This window comes from Salicibibacter cibarius, from assembly GCF_016495725.1.
In the GTDB taxonomy this organism is placed as follows: Bacteria; Bacillota; Bacilli; order Bacillales; family Marinococcaceae; genus Salicibibacter; species Salicibibacter cibarius.
Genome location: NZ_CP054705.1, coordinates 1,289,211 through 1,306,347 on the forward strand (window position 1 = coordinate 1,289,211; position 17,137 = coordinate 1,306,347).

General features: G+C 44.0%; 17 protein-coding genes. 14 read left to right on the top strand and 3 right to left on the bottom strand.

From position 1 onward, the window contains the following. The first annotated feature begins 9 nt into the window (after nt 1–9). The 5 genes from HUG15_RS06825 (at nt 10) to HUG15_RS06845 (ending at nt 4,687) form a co-directional block, all read left to right on the top strand. The gene (locus HUG15_RS06825) at nt 10–1,038 is read left to right on the top strand and encodes a DUF2332 domain-containing protein (protein ID WP_200127980.1); all 1,029 of its coding nucleotides are present in this window, start codon (nt 10–12) and stop codon (nt 1,036–1,038) included. Between the two features lie 139 nt (nt 1,039–1,177). After that, complete coding sequence (locus HUG15_RS06830) at nt 1,178–3,001, top strand: UbiD family decarboxylase (protein ID WP_200127981.1); 1,824 nt, start codon at nt 1,178–1,180, stop codon at nt 2,999–3,001. After that, entirely contained in the window at nt 3,001–3,507 is a 507-nt protein-coding gene (locus HUG15_RS06835; RefSeq protein ID WP_200128865.1) for a GNAT family N-acetyltransferase, read from the top strand. The genes HUG15_RS06830 and HUG15_RS06835 overlap by 1 nt, the downstream gene beginning before the upstream one ends. Before the next feature lie 128 nt (nt 3,508–3,635). Then, nucleotides 3,636–3,953: a hypothetical protein gene (locus tag HUG15_RS06840; RefSeq protein ID WP_484593359.1), complete on the top strand. Its 318-nt coding sequence runs from the start codon at nt 3,636–3,638 to the stop codon at nt 3,951–3,953. Nucleotides 3,954–4,057: 104 nt separating this feature from the next. Beyond that, nucleotides 4,058–4,687: an N-acetylmuramoyl-L-alanine amidase family protein gene (locus HUG15_RS06845; protein ID WP_200127982.1), complete on the top strand. Its 630-nt coding sequence runs from the start codon at nt 4,058–4,060 to the stop codon at nt 4,685–4,687. Between the two features lie 390 nt (nt 4,688–5,077). Here HUG15_RS06845 and HUG15_RS06850 read toward each other — a convergent pair whose 3' ends face one another. Continuing rightward, nucleotides 5,078–6,295, bottom strand: coding sequence for a cation:dicarboxylate symporter family transporter (locus tag HUG15_RS06850; protein ID WP_200128867.1), 1,218 nt, complete (start codon nt 6,293–6,295; stop codon nt 5,078–5,080). A 346-nt stretch (nt 6,296–6,641) separates the two neighbouring features. Between HUG15_RS06850 and HUG15_RS06855 the strand changes: the two genes are divergently transcribed. From HUG15_RS06855 to HUG15_RS06875, 5 genes are all read left to right on the top strand, one after another. After that, nucleotides 6,642–7,520: an Rpn family recombination-promoting nuclease/putative transposase gene (locus tag HUG15_RS06855; protein WP_200127983.1), complete on the top strand. Its 879-nt coding sequence runs from the start codon at nt 6,642–6,644 to the stop codon at nt 7,518–7,520. Nucleotides 7,521–7,671: 151 nt separating this feature from the next. Beyond that, a complete protein-coding gene (gene purU, locus HUG15_RS06860) occupies nt 7,672–8,559 on the top strand; it encodes a formyltetrahydrofolate deformylase (RefSeq protein WP_200127984.1) in 888 nt (295 codons plus the stop codon). Nucleotides 8,560–8,666: 107 nt separating this feature from the next. Continuing rightward, entirely contained in the window at nt 8,667–9,296 is a 630-nt protein-coding gene (locus tag HUG15_RS06865) for a TetR/AcrR family transcriptional regulator (RefSeq protein WP_200127985.1), read from the top strand. 2 nt (nt 9,297–9,298) lie between these two features. Further along, nucleotides 9,299–10,207, top strand: coding sequence for an ABC transporter ATP-binding protein (locus tag HUG15_RS06870; protein WP_200127986.1), 909 nt, complete (start codon nt 9,299–9,301; stop codon nt 10,205–10,207). Further along, entirely contained in the window at nt 10,207–11,799 is a 1,593-nt protein-coding gene (locus HUG15_RS06875; protein WP_200127987.1) for an ABC transporter permease, read from the top strand. The genes HUG15_RS06870 and HUG15_RS06875 overlap by 1 nt, the downstream gene beginning before the upstream one ends. A 112-nt stretch (nt 11,800–11,911) precedes the next feature. On the opposite strand, the gene hmpA is transcribed toward HUG15_RS06875, so the two are convergent. Beyond that, nucleotides 11,912–13,096, bottom strand: a complete 1,185-nt coding sequence (gene hmpA, locus HUG15_RS06880; RefSeq protein WP_200127988.1) for an NO-inducible flavohemoprotein — start codon at nt 13,094–13,096, stop codon at nt 11,912–11,914. A gap of 128 nt (nt 13,097–13,224) precedes the next feature. Here hmpA and HUG15_RS06885 point away from each other — a divergent pair, with 128 nt between their 5' ends. From HUG15_RS06885 to HUG15_RS06900, 4 genes are all read left to right on the top strand, one after another. Then, nucleotides 13,225–13,665 carry an Rrf2 family transcriptional regulator gene (locus HUG15_RS06885; RefSeq protein WP_200127989.1) on the top strand — a complete coding sequence of 147 codons (441 nt, stop codon included), beginning with the start codon at nt 13,225–13,227 and terminating at the stop codon, nt 13,663–13,665. 141 nt (nt 13,666–13,806) lie between these two features. Next, nucleotides 13,807–14,652, top strand: coding sequence for an alpha/beta fold hydrolase (locus HUG15_RS06890; RefSeq protein ID WP_200127990.1), 846 nt, complete (start codon nt 13,807–13,809; stop codon nt 14,650–14,652). A 15-nt stretch (nt 14,653–14,667) separates the two neighbouring features. Then, nucleotides 14,668–15,027 (top strand): hypothetical protein, encoded by a 360-nt coding sequence (locus tag HUG15_RS06895; protein ID WP_200127991.1) that lies wholly within the window; start codon nt 14,668–14,670, stop codon nt 15,025–15,027. 130 nt (nt 15,028–15,157) lie between these two features. After that, nucleotides 15,158–15,736: a histidine phosphatase family protein gene (locus tag HUG15_RS06900; protein WP_200127992.1), complete on the top strand. Its 579-nt coding sequence runs from the start codon at nt 15,158–15,160 to the stop codon at nt 15,734–15,736. Nucleotides 15,737–16,499: 763 nt separating this feature from the next. On the opposite strand, the gene HUG15_RS06905 is transcribed toward HUG15_RS06900, so the two are convergent. Further along, entirely contained in the window at nt 16,500–17,027 is a 528-nt protein-coding gene (locus HUG15_RS06905) for a GNAT family N-acetyltransferase (RefSeq protein WP_200127993.1), read from the bottom strand. Nucleotides 17,028–17,137 lie beyond the last annotated feature (110 nt).

Consider the following 17,137-nt stretch of genomic DNA (forward strand, 5'->3'; position numbering starts at 1 on the left):
GGATCTTCATTGGAGAAAACTACGCTATCCAAACGCTTTAAACATTTTGCCGTAAACGAATGCAGAGGTTCGAGCCAATTGTACGAGCATTTATCACAATGCGTTTCTGAAGATGAGGAAATGCTATTGTTATGTGCTCACGCGCGAGAAGGACAGCCTGTCCCGAATTTATTTTTCGGGGCTGTCCACTATCTTTTGTACAAGGGTAAAGATCATGAACTTAAATGCTTTTACGGCAGCATCGTTGAATCACCGGAGGAAGAAGGAGGTTGTTTTCCTTATTTCAAGGATTTTTGTCAAAAATATCGAAACGAGATCATTTCCATTATGGAAAATAAATCTGTGCAAACTAATGAGGTTAGGCGTTGCAGCTACCTTTATCCATGCTTTTGTTTGATATATGAAAAAGTAAAAAAGCCGCTAGCTCTAATTGAAATTGGTACGAGTGCCGGGTTTCAGTTGTTATGGGATCAATACAGTTACTCTTATGGCACAGCTGAAGTGTATGGAAACCATCATTCCGACGTTCATATTAAAGCCGAAAACAGAGGTAAACATTCACTGTTTTTGCTGCCGGAAAGCCCACCGGTGACATATAGAAAAGGGCTGGATTTACATGTGAATAATTTGAACGATAACGAAAATTATTTATGGCTAAAATCGTTGATTTGGCCAAATCATTATGAGAGAAGAAAGTTGTTTGAGCGCGCTGCACAAGAGGTGACAACAACCCCATCAGACTTAATCGAAGGGGATGGTGTAGCATTATTGTCCGGTGTAGTAAAAGAAATCCCGCAAGATACGGCCATCTGTATTTTTCACACGCATGTGGCTAATCAAATGCCGCATCATACAAAACGAGAACTTTTAAAAAAAATAGAGGGTATCGGTCAAGAAAGAGAAGTGTTCCACCTTTACAATAATATTCATGACGGCGATCTCCACTTGGACTATTTTATAAATGGGGAAGAAAGTAATCTCACGATTGGAAATACAGATGGACACGGGCGCTGGTTTTCTTGGAATTTACAGAGATAGATTTTGATTGCGTGATTAATAAAGGAACTCATTGGTATTTTTTTGAATATATCGGCGATCTACGTTCCTTTCGAGATAAATTTCACAAAATGATATGATAGAGAGAACAATGCTAATCGAAGGGTTGGGGTCAGTCCAGATGTATAAAAGCCTGGAAGAATGTGTACTCGATTTAGAGCAACAAGGTGAACTCGTCCGGATTCGCGAAGAAGTGGATCCTTATTTGGAAATGGCAGCCATCCACCGGCGCGTTTATCAAGAGGGAGGACCGGCGATTTTATTTGAAAATGTGAAAGGAACGAAGTACCGCGCGGTCTCCAATTTATTCGGAACGCCAGAGCGTAGCAAATACATGTTTCGCAAAACGTGGGATGGCGTGCATGATGTGATTGCCATGCGCGATGATCCGATGAGTGCGCTTAAGAATCCCTTGAAAAATGCCGGCACCGGTTTCTCGGCGATGAAAGCGTTGCCGATGCGTTTGACGAGCGTCAATGCATCCAAATTGGAAGAGATAAACATATCTGACTTGCCGATGATCCAATCATGGCCTGATGACGGCGGGGCTTTCATAACGTTGCCACAAGTGTTGACAGAAGATCCCGATAATCCCGGGCTCATGAACGCCAATCTCGGCATGTATCGTGCGCAATTAAATGGCAATGATTATGTGCAGGACAAAGAGATCGGTATGCATTACCAGATTCATCGCGGCATCGGTGTGCACCAAACCAAAGCTGTGCAAAAAGGGGAGCCATTAAAAGTCAGCATTTTTATCGGCGGTCCCCCGGCGCACACGTTAGCAGCGGTGATGCCACTCCCTGAAGGGTTAAGCGAGATGTTGTTTGCAGGTCTTCTCTCAGGCCGGCGTTTTCGCCATAGTTATGAGGACGGTTATGTGATCAGCCATGATGCGGATTTTGTTATCACTGGGGAGGTTTACCCCGAGGATACGAAACCGGAAGGCCCGTTTGGCGATCATCTCGGTTACTATAGCCTTAAGCATGAGTTTCCCGTCCTGCATGTGCATAAAGTGTATGGAAAACCGGATGCCATCTATCCATTCACTGTTGTCGGCCGTCCGCCCCAGGAAGACACGAGCTTCGGCGAAATTATTCATGAATTGACCGGAAATGCCGTCACGCAAGAACTTCCGGGTGTAAAAGAAGTCCATGCCATTGACGCGGCAGGGGTACACCCTCTTCTGTTTGCAATTGGCAGTGAACGCTATACTCCATTTGAAAAAGTAAAAAAACCGATGGAACTGTTGACGATCGCCAATCGCATTCTCGGCTTTGGGCAATTAAGTTTGGCCAAATATCTATGGATCACGGCCGATGATGAATCGCTCAACACCCACGATGAACTGGGTTTTATGCAATATATTCTTGAACGAATTGACCTTCGCCGTGATCTGCATTTTCAGACGAACACAACGATTGACACCCTTGATTATTCGGGGACAGGCTTGAATACCGGCAGCAAGGTTGTCATGGCCGCTTACGGCGAGAAAAAACGTTACCTTTGCCAAGAGATCCCTGCCGGGTTGGACAACGTCAAGGAGGCGTGCAATCCTCAGTTTGTCTTGCCCGGCGTGGTGGCGGTTGAATTGAACGCCTATCAAGATGAAACGTCGGCAACGGACGAGATTAACGCGGTGGCCGCAGCGATCTCTAAAAACAGTGACATGTCTGCTTGTCCACTCATTGTCGTTTGTGATGACAGTGACTTCGTCAGTAAGACCAAAGATAATTTTCTCTGGACAACGTTCACACGCAGCAATCCGTCCCATGACATGCATGGCATCAATAGTTTTATTGAAAATAAACATTGGGGCTGTGACACGCTGATTATCGATGCGCGCATTAAACCGCATCATGCGCCGCCACTCATTGAAGACGAAGAAGTGGAAGCCAAGATCGAGCGATTTTTTGAAAATGGCCGCTTCGTGGGCGATCAATGATGATTTCGGTCGTAAAAGCGAATCAACAACATATCGAAGGAATAGCGCGTGTTTGCACGGATGGCCATTGGGCGACATATGGACATTCCAAACCTAAAGCATACATTGAGAGAGTGGTCGAAGCGTTTTACAACTATGATCGAATACGGCAGGAAGTCACGGAAACGAGCAAACATTGGGGCGGTTACTTCGTTGCCTTGGACGATGGCGAAGTCGTTGGTGCCGGTGGCGGTGGCATGACAGGAGATACAACGGGCGAGCTTTTTGTATTGTACCTTGATCCTGATAGAAGAAATGAAGGGATCGGAACGAAGATTCTGGATGCCGTTACCATCCAGCAAAAGGAATTCGGAGCCATTGAACAATGGGTATCAGTTGAAAAAGACAATGATATGGGCATCACTTTCTATGAAGCTAGGGGTTTTTCATACCAATATGAAAGAGAGAGTTATGGAAACGAGGGGGAGGAAGATTATATATCCTTGAGGTATTATCGATTAATATAGAAGAAAGCGGGGAGTTTAATGAAAATCATCAGGATCAACAACGAAGCTTTGATTTAGACAAATTCCTCAACAAAGCCCTTTTCGCACATTTATCCACGGTGTCAGAAGAAGGTCCGCGGGATTCCCCGGTGTGGTTTCATTGGGAGAGCGCTTTTCTATGGATAATAGGGACGCCAGATGATAGTTTTCCCAAGCGAATCGAAATCAATCCGAAATGCGCGGTTGGTATCGTTGATTTTGATCAAAAAAGCAGGAAAGTCTTTCATGCCGGATTCAGAGGCCAAGGCTTCGTTGAAGATTTTGATAGTGGGATAGCAAACCGTCTGCTCTCTCGTTATTTAGGAACCGATGATCCTCGTTTGAATAATAGTAACGTGCTCATTCGTTTTATGATGGAAACTGTAGTTGTTCGGGATCAATCTTATCTGATCCGGGGTGACTATTGATTTAATTTAGTTAACAAAAGTACTATTTTTCCTTAAACCCCTTGGAGATAGACGCTCTTTTTTTTAAAATAAGAAAATATATTACAAAAAAAGGAGAATCTATTATGGGAAGGAAAAATTTTGTTTTGAAAGGAGCCGCAGTTTTCATTTTCAGTGTGGCGAGTGTTGCCGGATTATCTGCTCAGAAGGCAGATGCAAGTGTCTCGGGTGAAACCATTGCGATTGATGCCGGTCATGGGGGGCATGATAATGGAGCTACTGGAAATGGTTTATACGAAAAAGAACTTGTATATGATGTGGCTCACCGTACCCAAGAGTTGTTGGAAGAAGCTGGGGCGGAAGTAATCATGACGAGAGATGGAGACTATTTTGTGGAACTCATCGAGCGGGCGAATTTGGCCAATGATGGCGGAGCTGATTCTTTCGTCAGCATTCATGCCAATTCTGCTTCAGATGCTTCCGTAAGTGGCACGGAAACCTTTCATCATCCATCGGATTCGGAGGGGGAAACATTAGCCTCCGACCTGCAAAGTAGCATGGTACAAGAGTTTGGCAGCAACGACCGCGGTGTGAAATCTAGCGATTTCAGCGTTCTTCGTAACTCGGACATGCCCGCTGCCTTGGTTGAATTAGGGTTCGTCTCTAATCAAGCAGAAGCCGATACGATGTTGACCGATGCCTTCCGTAACGAAGCAGCCAACGCGATTTATCAGGGGCTTTATGAATATCATTAATAAACATAAAATCAATCAAGGGGGTCCTCTCCCTTGATTGATTCATTTTTAGCAGGAAAGTATAAATCAACTTTCTTACCTACATAGAGATTGCTGAACAACTTGCATATATCAGCTGAAGCCGGGATGCTGCTTCCATGGCTTCGCTTTCCGCGGATGAACGGTCAAGCCTCCTCGCGCAAAACCGGCGCTGCGGGGTCTTGACGCGTCCGTTTTTCCGCTGAAGTCTCCCATTGTAGCGTCATCCCTCCGTATGTTTCCAGAAGTGCAAGGGTTTTCTGCTTTTAGGATAGATTTCCTTGCATCTAGCTTTGATAACATCAACGGAAAATGCTTATGTGCCAATCTTTTTCCGTTATTTAGAAGTCCCTACATAAGTGCAACTTGGCTTTAGGGATTTTTCTCCCGACGGTTCTCCCATTGTTGCAATAGACTTGCATTTGCTGTGTTTCCGACGACATTTAACAACGTTCTAAACCCTTCGGTTATCCGGTCGATACCGGCGACGATGGCGATTCCTTCTAGCGGAAGATTCGCTGCAGAAAGCACGGTGGTCATCATAATGATCCCGGCACCGGGGACGCCTGCCGTACTGAATGAAACAAGTAATGCGCTTAGAAAAATGGTTAGCACGAGTTCAATCGTCATATCCACTCCGAACAATTGCACCACGAAAATAGCATTAAAACCTTGCAAGATCCCGGCGCCATCTCGTTTTAATGCAGTGCCAAACGGAATGGCGAAGCGAGATAGCTCATTTTGCAACCCTGCTTTTTCAGCCCCATTCAGAGCAACTGGGAGCGCTGCATTGGAACTTGCCGTGCCAAAAGCTAGTGTGAAGGCAGGCGCGAATCCTTTGAAAAATGTTTTTGGCTTAGCGCCTGTGATAAATAGGAACAACGCATATAAACCAATCATCAGGACGATGGCTAAAATTAAACCGAGTACGTAAACGGCTAGGTTTGCAATAATATTAAATCCTTGGGAGGCTACCATGGAAGCAATTAAGGCAAAAACACCAAAAGGCGCAATTTTTAAGACAAGCGCTAGAACTTTTTGTACAATCTCGTATACACTCTCGATAACATCGATAAAAGGACGCGTTTGATCTCCGCTCAACAAATTAATGGCTGTGCCGACAAGAGCTGCAAGAACGATAACTTGTAGGAGATTCCCTGAAGCCAAAGCCTCGAATGGATTTTCAGGAACAATGCTCACAAGCCAGTCGATTAATGATTGCCCTTCCTCCGTTTCTCCTTCTCCAGTAGCAATCGGTTCAGCGCTATCTCCCGGACGGATAATAAACGCAATGACCAAGCCAAAGAAAATGGCAATCGCTGAAGTTACAATATAAAGGCTCATTAACTTTGATGTATAACGGGCAATATACCCTGATCCTCTTAATTGCGTTAAGCCCATAATTAAGGCCACAAATACAAGCGGAACAACGATTAATTGGATTGCCCTTAAGAAAATATCGCCAACAGGCTGCAATAGATTTTCGTCAAGCGGCTCTACCCATCCCGGGAAGTAAAGGTTGAGTAAACCTCCAAATAATATCCCAGCACCTAAAGCAAGGAAGATTCTGGTTGATAGAGATATGATAATCTCCCCCTTTTTTTATTTTCTATTTTACAAAGGCGAATGACTAAAGTAAATACATAAATCTTATTTGTTTAATATGCTTTAGTTTCCAGTTTAATTTCGTTTTCTGTTGCAGAATTTGAGAAACCGTTATCTCCGGTAGTTTTATTTTTTATACAAAGTTTATGGATTTTTAAAAGGAACATTTGTTTTTATTAATGGTATGTGCTATTCTTTATATAATGGATTTTCTCTTACAAATAGGGTGTGATAAAATAATGATAACCGAAACGTTGATGCTTATTCAGGAAAAACCGGTTCAGTATTTGGATAACGGAAAAAGATAATTACTGATCTGTTTGAGCCATTCATGTTATTTTTTGCACCCGATCTTTATGAAGAGATGGATTGGAGCAAAACCCCCGACTCGTTGGAACAGGAGCTACACCGCATTTTCCCGAAGTGGAAGAAAGGCACGAAATATACGGATAAATTGATGAAAGTCCCGTTGAAAAGCAGCAAAGAACAATGGGTGCTCGTCCACGTTGAAGTTCAAGCGGACGAGGACAATGATTTTTCCAAACGCATGTTTCAGTATTTCTACCGCATATTTGATAAATACAATAAAAATATATACGCAATCGCTCTTCTTGCTGACCCCACTTACACATTCAAACCGACGGCTTATGAATACCAATTTCACGGAACGCATCTAACCTATGCATATAATGCTTATAAATTCCTTGATCAGGATGAGGAAAAATTATTGCAGTCAGACAATCCATTTGCCTATGTGGTTTTAGCTGGTATATACATGCAAAAAAGTAGAAACGATGCTGACAAGCGATACCAATTCAAACGCCGATTGTTCGAATTGTTGCTCCAAGACCCGGAGAAAAACGCACGTGAATACGTTCACTCATTGTTATATTTTATCGACTATGTATTGCAAATACCTGAAGACATGTCAAAGAAGCTACAAGAAGAAGTGAAACCAATGATCGGAAAGGAGGCGAACGATATGGATAAAACAAAGCACCCTGATCCCCCGACGCTCAAACCGTTGCTTGATGAATTGAGGCAGGAAGGAAAAGAGCTGGGAAGAAGGGAAGGAATAGCAGAAGGTCAAAGGGAAAGAACGAAAGAAATAGCGGTGGCGATGTTAAAAGAAGGGATTCCGATCGAATCCATTATGAAAGTGACTGGCCTTAATGATGAAGAATTGAGTGAGATAAAGAGCCGTATGTAGTGATAAACAGGTTTGTCCCAATAGAGGGGGCAAACCTTCTTTTTCAATGGATTACAGCATTGCTAGCTTCGTAGGAACGATATACGCATGTTATAATAACCAATAGGGAGTATATACCAAAAACTACATACCAAGGAGTTGCCATCGATCAATGAAAAATCATCGTCAGACTTTTCAACAGGACAATAAGAATCGTGGTCGGCTGCTCATTACATGCCCTGATCAACCGGGTATTGTTGCCGCTATTTCCCAATTTTTATCTCATCATGAAGCGAATATAATCGAATCCAGCCAGTATTCGACAAATCCTGAAGGGGGCGTTTTTTTCATTCGGATTGAATTCGAATGCCCGGATCTTGAATCGAAAAAAAACGTAATGCGGGAAGAGTTCGATACCATTGCGCGAAAATTTTCCATGGATTGGAAGTTATTCTTTGTTCAAGAATTAAAACGGGCAGCCATTTTCGTGTCAAAGGAACTCCATTGCCTGCGCGAACTTCTTTTGGAATGGGAAAGCGGGGACCTTATGGCTGACATTCCTCTTGTCATTAGCAATCATCCGGATGCAAAAGATTTTGTGGAATCGTTTGGTATCCCTTTCGTCCATGTTCCGGCAAACAAAAATAACCGACAAGAGGCTGAACAACAGCAACTCAAGCTGTTGGAAGAACATGATATTGATGTCATCATTCTCGCGCGTTATATGCAAATTTTGACATCGGGATTTGTCGAAGCTTACGCTGAAAAAATCATCAATATCCATCACTCTTTTTTGCCGGCATTCGTAGGTGCAAAACCGTATGATCGCGCATTCGACCGCGGAGTGAAAATCATCGGCGCCACCTCCCACTATGTCACTAATGATTTGGATGAAGGGCCGATTATCGAGCAAGACGTTAAACGGGTGAACCATCGCGACCAAGTGGAAGATTTGAAAAAGAATGGCAAAATTATCGAAAGAAGCGTCCTTGTCCGCGCGGTCAAATGGCATATTGATGACAGAATCATTGTCCATGAAAATAAAACGATTGTCTTTTGAAGGGGCTTGCCAGCGATGGCGAGTTCTTTTTTTCTTATGTATTGACCGTATTGGTCGATTGTGTTAACTTGAAATCGACCAACATGGTCTAAAAGGGGTGAATGCATATGAATCAAGCATTTAAAAATATCGATGAAACGAAACAAAAACGGATATTGAACGCGGCTATGAAAGAATTCGCCGAGAAGGGATATGAGCAAGCTTCTACGAACAAAATCATAAAAGACGCCGGGATTGGGAAGGGAATGCTCTTTCATTATTTCAACAATAAAAAAGATCTTTATGAATATCTTGTCGATTATGCCATAACTGTTATGCACGATGAATATCTAAGTTTGATCGATACGAATGAAGTGGATTTTATCGAAAGGATGAAACAAATCGCGCAAGTTAAATGGAAATATATCGCTCAACATCCGAATGTCTCTAATTTTATCGCGATGGTATATCTAAGTGATGAGGTCTTGTTACCGGAGGAATTAGACACTCGTTTGGCTGATCTTCAAAAAACCGGATACGCTCTGATCTATAAAAATGTGGATCAAAACTTGTTGCGTCACGACGTCGATGTGGACAAAGCGTTCCAGCTGATACGATGGGCAATCGAGGGGTATCAGAATGAGTTGATGCGACAATTCCAAGGCGAGACGATTGCACACATCGATTTACAACCGTACTGGGACGAATTTTATGAATACCTGGACGTATTAAAGACGACTTTTTACAAGGAGGGGTAGACATGAGTGTGCTCACCGTGAATAACTTAACGAAACGATTCGGAAAATTTACCGCCTTAGACGGCGTTAATATTGAAGTAAACGAAGGTGAAATCTATGGCTTTATCGGGCCGAACGGAGCCGGGAAATCAACGACGATTCGCGTGCTTCTCGGTATTTTAAAAGCAACACAGGGAAGTGCGACGATCTTTGGGCAAGACGCGTGGTCGGATGCGGTGGAGATTCACAAGCATCTCGCATATGTGCCGGGCGATGTGAACCTTTGGCCGAACTTGACGGGCGGTGAGGTGATTGATCTTTTCGTAAAACTGCGAGGAAGTAACAATAAAAACAAACGGGAAGAATTGATCGAAAAATTCAACCTCGATCCCACTAAAAAATGCCGGACGTATTCCAAGGGGAATCGTCAAAAAGTCGCGTTAGTGGCTGCTTTTGCCTCCGATGCCGATCTTTATATTTTGGATGAGCCGACTTCCGGATTGGATCCGCTCATGGAGCAAGTTTTTCAGGAATATGTGATCGAGAAGAAAAACGAAGGAAAAAGCGTATTGCTTTCCAGCCATATCTTATCGGAAGTGGAAAAGTTATGTGACCGTGTCGGGATTATTCGGCAAGGAAAAATGATTGAATCGGGTACGTTAGGTGAATTACGGCATTTGACACGTGTCCATATGCTTGTGGAAACGAAACAACCGATGACCGATTTGAATGAATTAAAAGGTGTTCACGCCATAGAAGAAAAAGATCAAGCCGTCACCTTTCAGGTTGATGCCGAAGCGTTGGATAATGTTATCAAGCATGTCAGTCAATTTGGAATCGTGAAGTTGGAAAGTTCTCCGCCAACGTTGGAAGATTTATTTATGCGCCATTACGAACAAACAGATTCACCCGAGGTGGGAGGTGCATCCTGATGGTTTTTAAAAATACCGCTTCCCTTTTTAGATTTATGTTGAGGCGGGATCGCCTCCGTATGCCGTTGTGGTTAATCGGGATTACTTTCTTCACCTTGATCGTGCCGGTAGCTTTTACTGATTTGTATCCTTCCCAGGAAGAGAGAGATGGGATGGCTGAAACAATGGCTAATCCCGCGATGACCGCTATGGTAGGACCGGCGGATTTAGATAATTATACGATCGGCGTGATGACCGCTCATCAAATGTTGCTATTAACAGCCGTGGTCGTCGGGCTGATGAGCATATTGCTTGTGACTCGCCATACGCGTGCGGATGAAGAAGAGGGGCGGCTTGAAATGATTCGCTCTCTCCCGGTCGGACGTTTATCCAACTTAAACGCGACGTTACTGGCTCTGTGTGCCACATACGTTATTTTAGCCCTCATCACGGGTTTTGGTTTATATGCCTTAGGGATTGAAAACATGGGACTCGAAGGATCTTTACTGTATGGCACTACTTTAGGGGTTACCGGTATTTTCTTCGCAGGTGTGACGGCTCTTTTCGCCCAACTTTCTGAGAGTTCACGCGGGACGATTGGTGTTTCTATTGCCGTATTGCTCGTTGCTTACCTTGTTCGCGCGGTGGGTGATGTCGGCAATGAAACGTTATCATGGTTCTCGCCTTTAAATTGGGTGACTCGGACCGAGGTGTATGCGAACAACCAATGGGAGCCGCTTGCCTTGATGCTTGGTGTGGCGATCGTTTTGGGTATGCTGGCCAATTATTTAAACGCCATTCGTGATTTGGAAGCGGGCTTTTTTTCGGCAAGACCGGGGAAGAAAAATGCTTCAGCCTTTTTGCAAAGTCCGTTGGGGCTTGCTGTCAAACTGCAGCGTACCGGCATGATTGCGTGGGCAGTTGGCTTATTTGTAATGGGTGTTGCTTATGGGTCCGTGTTAGGGGACTTGGAAGCTTTTTTTGAAGGCAATGAAATGATGGAACAAATGCTTGTGGCCGGGGAAGGATATACGCTGACAGAGCAGTTTATTCCGACGTTAATGGTTGTTATGGCTTTACTCGCCACCGTGCCACCGGTCATGGCCATGTTGAAACTGTACGGCGAAGAGAAAAAGAACCGTGTTGAACATTTGCTTGGAAGGGCTGTCTCGCGCACAAAGCTAATGGGTAGTTATCTGATTATCGCGATCGTGAATGGGTTTGTCATGCTCTCTCTAACGGCTATAGGTCTTTGGGCAGCGGGCGATGTCGTTATGGAAGAAGGCCTTGATTTTGGCACGATCTATGGCGCAACATTGGTTTATTATCCGGCTGTGCTCGTGATCATCGGTCTTGCTGCTTTCTTCATAGGCGTGCTTCCAAAGCTGAGCAGTATCATTTGGCTTTATGTTCTGTACTCTTTTATTGTTCTTTATTTCGGTGAATTATTCGATTTGCCGGACTGGGTTGGGCAATTGTCCCCTTATGGGTATATCCCCGAGCTTCCGGTGGACGACATGGAATGGGCGCCGGTAAGTATTCTGGCTATTGTCGCGGTTATTTTGATGACTGCCGGATTTATCGGATATCGCCGTCGGGATATGGAAGGGTAATGTGAACGAAGCCTCGATTATGGTGAATCGGGGCTTTGCTATTTTTCTAGAATGATAAATGATACTGCCTATTTTGGCATAGGCAGTATATTATCCGGCTCAAGTATTTTCGTTAAACAAACGGCTTGAACATTTCCCTTTGAATATTACTCTCGCTGATGTTGAGGTCATTCTCGAGTATTTCTTTCATGTCTGCTGTAAACGAGCCGGGTCCGCACAAAAAGAATTCCGCTGCATCGTTCTTGGTCACTGCTTGTAGCAGTTCCCGGTTAATGTGGTCGTCTGTATCTGTATAGCGCACATGGGCTTGGAAATTATCGTATTGGTCATTGAGGACGTTCATTTCTTTAAGTAACGCGTGATTGTCTTCATTTTTGGCGGTATAAACAAAATCAATTTTTCGATCCGGATTTGCATCAAGTGCCCCTTTTGCCATGCTAATCAGTGGTGTTTGCCCAACGCCGGCGCCAAGGAGGACGAGGGGATGATCGGCATTTGTATCGACAGTGAATACACCGGCAGGGGCACTGATAGGGATTTGGTCCCCAACGTCTAGGTGATCGTGAAGAAAATTGGAAATCGCTCCGTCAGGATAGCCTGGTGCTGTCTCCCGTTTCACGGAAATGCGGAAATGATCTTTGCCCGGGGCATCGGATAAGCTATAATGGCGTAAATGGGTGTACGGATCATCAGGCAATAACACACGTAGCGTAATGTACTGGCCGGGTGAAAAAGTCGGCAATGCGTTGCCATCCTCGGGTTTGAAATAAAAAGAAGTGATCCCGTCACTTTCTTTGGTTATGGCGTCGACTACGAAAGGACGAAAACCATTCCAACCGCCGCGTTGATTTTTTGTTTCCTGGTATAACTTTTTTTCTGCTTCAATGAAAATGTCTGCCACAATTTCATAGGCTTGACCCCAAGCTTCCAGCAATTCATCACTCGCTGCGTCCCCGAGCTCTTCTTTCATAGCTTTGATTAGATAGTGACCAACAATTGGGTACTGTTCCGGCACGATTTGCAAAGCGACGTGTTTATGTGCAATTTTTTGAACCGTTGGGAGTAACGCTTCAAGGTTTTCAATGTTAACGGCTGCAGCGTAAAGCGTTTGCATAAGCGCTCTCGGTTGAGTTCCTTGCTTTTGGTTGCGATGGTTGAAAATGTTCAATAGTTCAGGATGGGCTTCAAACATTTGCTCGTAAAATCGTGTTGTGATGGCTTCGCCTTTTTCAGCCAGGACGGGGGCACTTGCTTTAATTTCGGTTACATGTTTTGAGGAAAGCATTGTGGTGGTCATAAAAAAGCACTCCCATTTTTAAGTAGTATTTGAAATACATCTTTATCGTAATGTAAAATATCTCTTAAAGCAATATTTTAAATACATCTTTAAATAAATGTTCACATTCTAAAGAGAGGGGGATCGGGATGCAGCTCACATCCTATACTGATTATTCATTGCGCGTACTGATTTACGTGGGAAGCCTTCCCGAGGGTGGACGTACGTCCATTAAAGAAATTGCCTCTGTTTACCAACTTTCAAGCAATCATTTGCAAAAAATTGTCCATGAATTGGGGAGGAAAAAATACATTGAAACCATTCGAGGGCGTAATGGGGGGATTCAGCTCGGAACGAATCCCGAAAACATCAATGTTGGGACATTGGTAAGAGAATTTGAAGACATGGCATTGGTGGATTGCTTTAATGAAAATCAACTTTGTGCCATCAGCCCGGTTTGCCGTCTTAAAAGCGTGTTACACAAAGCGAACGATGCTTTCTTACAAGTACTCGATGCGTACACGTTGGCGGATTTGTTAGTAAACAAGGATGATTTGGCAAGTATATTCAGAGCTCAGCTGAAAACATAAGTAAAAGCGCGGGTGCCTGAAACTAAAGAACGCCGCATCACTTTGATGCGGTCGTGGGTGTTATGTCAAAATTTTTTAAAATAAGTGCCGCAAAATGCACTTATCGTGTTATGATACTGACATTAAACACTTTCGGAGGTGATGAACATCAACTTGAATGTTAAGGAAAGAACCCTTGAAGTTAATGGCACACATATTCATGTTGTTGAACAGGGAGAAGGTCCGGCCGTTCTATTGCTGCATGGCTTTCCGGACTCCTGGTACTTATGGCGTCGTCAAATCCCGGCGTTGGCTGAAGCGGGCTACAGGGTGATCGCGCCGGATCAACGCGGGTTTGGTGAATCTGATAAACCGGTGGGAAAAAGCGCTTATCTCATGCCCGCTTTGGTCAATGACGTGTTAGCCATCCTTGATGAATTAGATGTGAAACAAACCCATATAGCGGCCCATGACTGGGGAGCGATCGTCGGGTGGATGCTCGCCGGTATGTACCCAAAAAGGGTTGAACGTTTAGCTGCATTATCCGTTGGCCATCCGACAAAATTCACTGAGTTTTCGATCAATCAACTGGAGAAATCATGGTATATTTTTTTATTTCAGTTTGAGGACGTAGCAGAAAAAATGTTAAAGAAAAATGATTGGGCTTTATATAAACAATGGACACGCCATCACGAAGAGACAATTAAGCAGATCAAAGCGTTATCACGACCCGGGGCTTTAACAGCCGGAATAAATTGGTACCGGGCAAACATGGCCCCGGAAACCTTGCCATCGTTGCCTTTGAAAGCACCTGATGTCAAGGTGCCGACACTGGGCATTTGGAGCGATGAGGATGCTTTTGTAACCGAGGAACAAATGAAACGTTCCGCTGAATACGTGACGGGACCTTGGCGTTATGAAAAAGTAGAGAATGCCAGTCACTGGCTACAACTGGATCAACCGGAAACGGTAAATGAACTTCTGATAGATTTTTTCGACAACAGATAAGCGGAGGGAAAATGAGTGAAGAAGATGGGTTGGTTGCCGATATTAACACTGTTGATAGCAGGGTGTGCGCAAGAAGCTGAGTCAGAGGAAACGTTTTACAAAGAAGAGAGCACAGAAGATTGGCAGGTGGAGATTGAAGATGTAGGCGAAGAAGAAGAGCGTAGATTGACCGTCACATACATTGGTGACGATGACATCGAGCGCTTACAGGTCGAGTATGAAGGGTTTAGGATTCGTCCAAATTCTGAAGAAGACACTTCAGCAACCATCCGCGACCTATCTGAACGACCAAGTTATGAAGTTATCATTCATTGGCGCGATGAAGAGAACGAACGCTATGAGGAGTCAGTGACTTTAGACATCGATGAAGAATAAATGGATTAAGGCTGCTCACTTTTTTTGAGCAGTCCTTATCATGTGCAATGGGAGAAAGTTCGATGACTGGAAAATGCGCCGGACTTCTTGCATAATGTATGGAAAGTATTGCAAAGGGAGTTGACTTCATTTGACGACACTTGGACTCATTAGGCACGGGATAACCGATTGGAACGAGAACGGAAGAGCACAGGGAATTACGGATATTCCTCTTAATATGACGGGAAAAGAACAAGCCGCCGCGGTCGCCAATAGGCTAGCATTGGAAGAAAAATGGGATATGATCGTTGCCAGTGATTTGTCTCGAGCCAAGGAAACGGCGGAAATCATCGCCGCTAAATTAAAACTGCCGGTTGCGAATGACACGCGAATACGGGAAATGAATTGCGGAGAGATTGAAGGCACCACTGAAGAAGAAAGGGTACAAAAATGGGGAGAACATTGGCGGCAGTTAGACTTAGGAATCGAAACGGCGGAAGAGTTGTCGCGGCGAGGCTATGAATTTTTGGAGGAGACTGTGGCCGCAAACGAGAATAAGCGGGTATTGATCGTCAGCCACGGCGGACTAATCAGCCACACCATCCGGCGGTTGTTACCGGAAAAACTTCCATTCACACGTCTCGAAAACACATCGGTAACCAATCTTAGAAAGTTGGAAAACAACTGGGATTGTACATTGTATAATTGCACGAAACATTTGGGGGTATAAATAACGAACTTACGCTTGTGCTTATTGACATTGACGCAAATAATCCTCTAAAGTCAGGTATTTTTCTTCTGGTAACGTAGTTTTTTTGGTATCGTCAATTCACCTTTTGATTTTGGGGTCAAGTGATCAATCGTGTCACCATAATTACTACAGTTAAAAGCACATAAAATGATTCTCTGTAAAAATAAATTGGTAAAGTTCTGTTCTATGATACAATTGATGAATCAAGTTTACATGGACGATCCCGGTAACCCTTTCAATGACCAACTGTTTTGTTTTTATTGTAGTAATGTCATATTGCAAACTCTGTTATTTGACAAGTTAGGGCGTTAGTCTAGCTTTTTTTGGTCATCGCACTGGGATTAGATACCCTTGGATCAGTTTTTTGTCTTTGTTCGGTCGCTAAAGGTGCGGTTAGATACCCCCTGACTTAGATTTCCCCCTCTGTTCGGGTTCTAATCGAACGATTAGCGACCCTTGAGCCGGTTATTCTCCTCTGTTCGGGTTTTAAAAAGTCTGGATGGGATACCCTTTTTAATTCTCGCTAAGCGAGATCTAACTACCAAGCGTAGTCCAATTATATTAGAAAGGCTCGCGGATGACGACCAAGTTCCCCATATGTCGTTTTCTCCGATGCCACATTGCGAAAATGTGCGCACGGTTGCCTGTAACGTAACAAGCCATGTTAAATGTCAAAGGGGTCGGAAAACGACATCGAACCGGATAAATGCTCGAGGATTACATCTGCCAAAACTCAAGGGAATCATAGTTCAGAAAAACGATTCTCTCCCCATTCGTCTTCCAACATGCTCATTTCCCACAGACTCCAATAGTCGTCGCCCATCTTCCGTAGGTCTCTGAGCAAACCATCCCTTTTAAAACCCACTTTCTCATAGCAGGCAATCGCTGGTTCATTAAAAGAAAAGACACCGAGGCTGACTCTATGAAGTTTCATATCATCAAACGCAATCGCGAGGATATCGCGCATCATGCGCTCTCCAATTCCTTTGCCTCTGGCACTCGGTTCACCGACAAGCACTTTGCCGACCCTTGCCGAACGGTTTGCTCTGTCGATTCTTCCCAATGAAATATGCCCGATCACTTCTCCCGTTTCTTGTTCCGCGACGCTATAAATGTAGCGGTCAGGCTCTTCCATATAACGTTCGAGTTGTTTTTCATTCAAAGGATAAGTGAAGATAGGACCACCCCATTGCAAGAGAAATTCGGGCGAATCGATCCATTCGATTAGTTTGTGCATGTGAGATTGTTGAAACACTTGTAAAGTAATCATAGTTAAACGCCTCTATTCATTAGTATTATAACCGGAGTATTCTTGGGTTGCCCGCTCAATCCTATCAAAATAAAAAAGCCCACGTATTTAGCGTAGACTTGTAAGTCATA

What these genes read in the sequence shown, in the direction of transcription:
- HUG15_RS06830 (WP_200127981.1), top strand. Translation starts at nt 1,178, where the DNA reads ATGTATAAAAGCCTGGAAGAATGTGTACTCGATTTAGAGCAACAAGGT.
- HUG15_RS06835 (WP_200128865.1), top strand. Translation starts at nt 3,001, where the DNA reads ATGATTTCGGTCGTAAAAGCGAATCAACAACATATCGAAGGAATAGCG.
- HUG15_RS06845 (WP_200127982.1), top strand. Translation starts at nt 4,058, where the DNA reads ATGGGAAGGAAAAATTTTGTTTTGAAAGGAGCCGCAGTTTTCATTTTC.
- HUG15_RS06855 (WP_200127983.1), top strand. Translation starts at nt 6,642, where the DNA reads ATGTTATTTTTTGCACCCGATCTTTATGAAGAGATGGATTGGAGCAAA.
- purU (WP_200127984.1), top strand. Translation starts at nt 7,672, where the DNA reads ATGAAAAATCATCGTCAGACTTTTCAACAGGACAATAAGAATCGTGGT.
- HUG15_RS06865 (WP_200127985.1), top strand. Translation starts at nt 8,667, where the DNA reads ATGAATCAAGCATTTAAAAATATCGATGAAACGAAACAAAAACGGATA.
- HUG15_RS06870 (WP_200127986.1), top strand. Translation starts at nt 9,299, where the DNA reads ATGAGTGTGCTCACCGTGAATAACTTAACGAAACGATTCGGAAAATTT.
- HUG15_RS06875 (WP_200127987.1), top strand. Translation starts at nt 10,207, where the DNA reads ATGGTTTTTAAAAATACCGCTTCCCTTTTTAGATTTATGTTGAGGCGG.
- hmpA (WP_200127988.1), bottom strand. Translation starts at nt 13,096, where the DNA reads ATGACCACCACAATGCTTTCCTCAAAACATGTAACCGAAATTAAAGCA.
- HUG15_RS06885 (WP_200127989.1), top strand. Translation starts at nt 13,225, where the DNA reads ATGCAGCTCACATCCTATACTGATTATTCATTGCGCGTACTGATTTAC.
- HUG15_RS06890 (WP_200127990.1), top strand. Translation starts at nt 13,807, where the DNA reads ATGAACATCAACTTGAATGTTAAGGAAAGAACCCTTGAAGTTAATGGC.
- HUG15_RS06905 (WP_200127993.1), bottom strand. Translation starts at nt 17,027, where the DNA reads ATGATTACTTTACAAGTGTTTCAACAATCTCACATGCACAAACTAATC.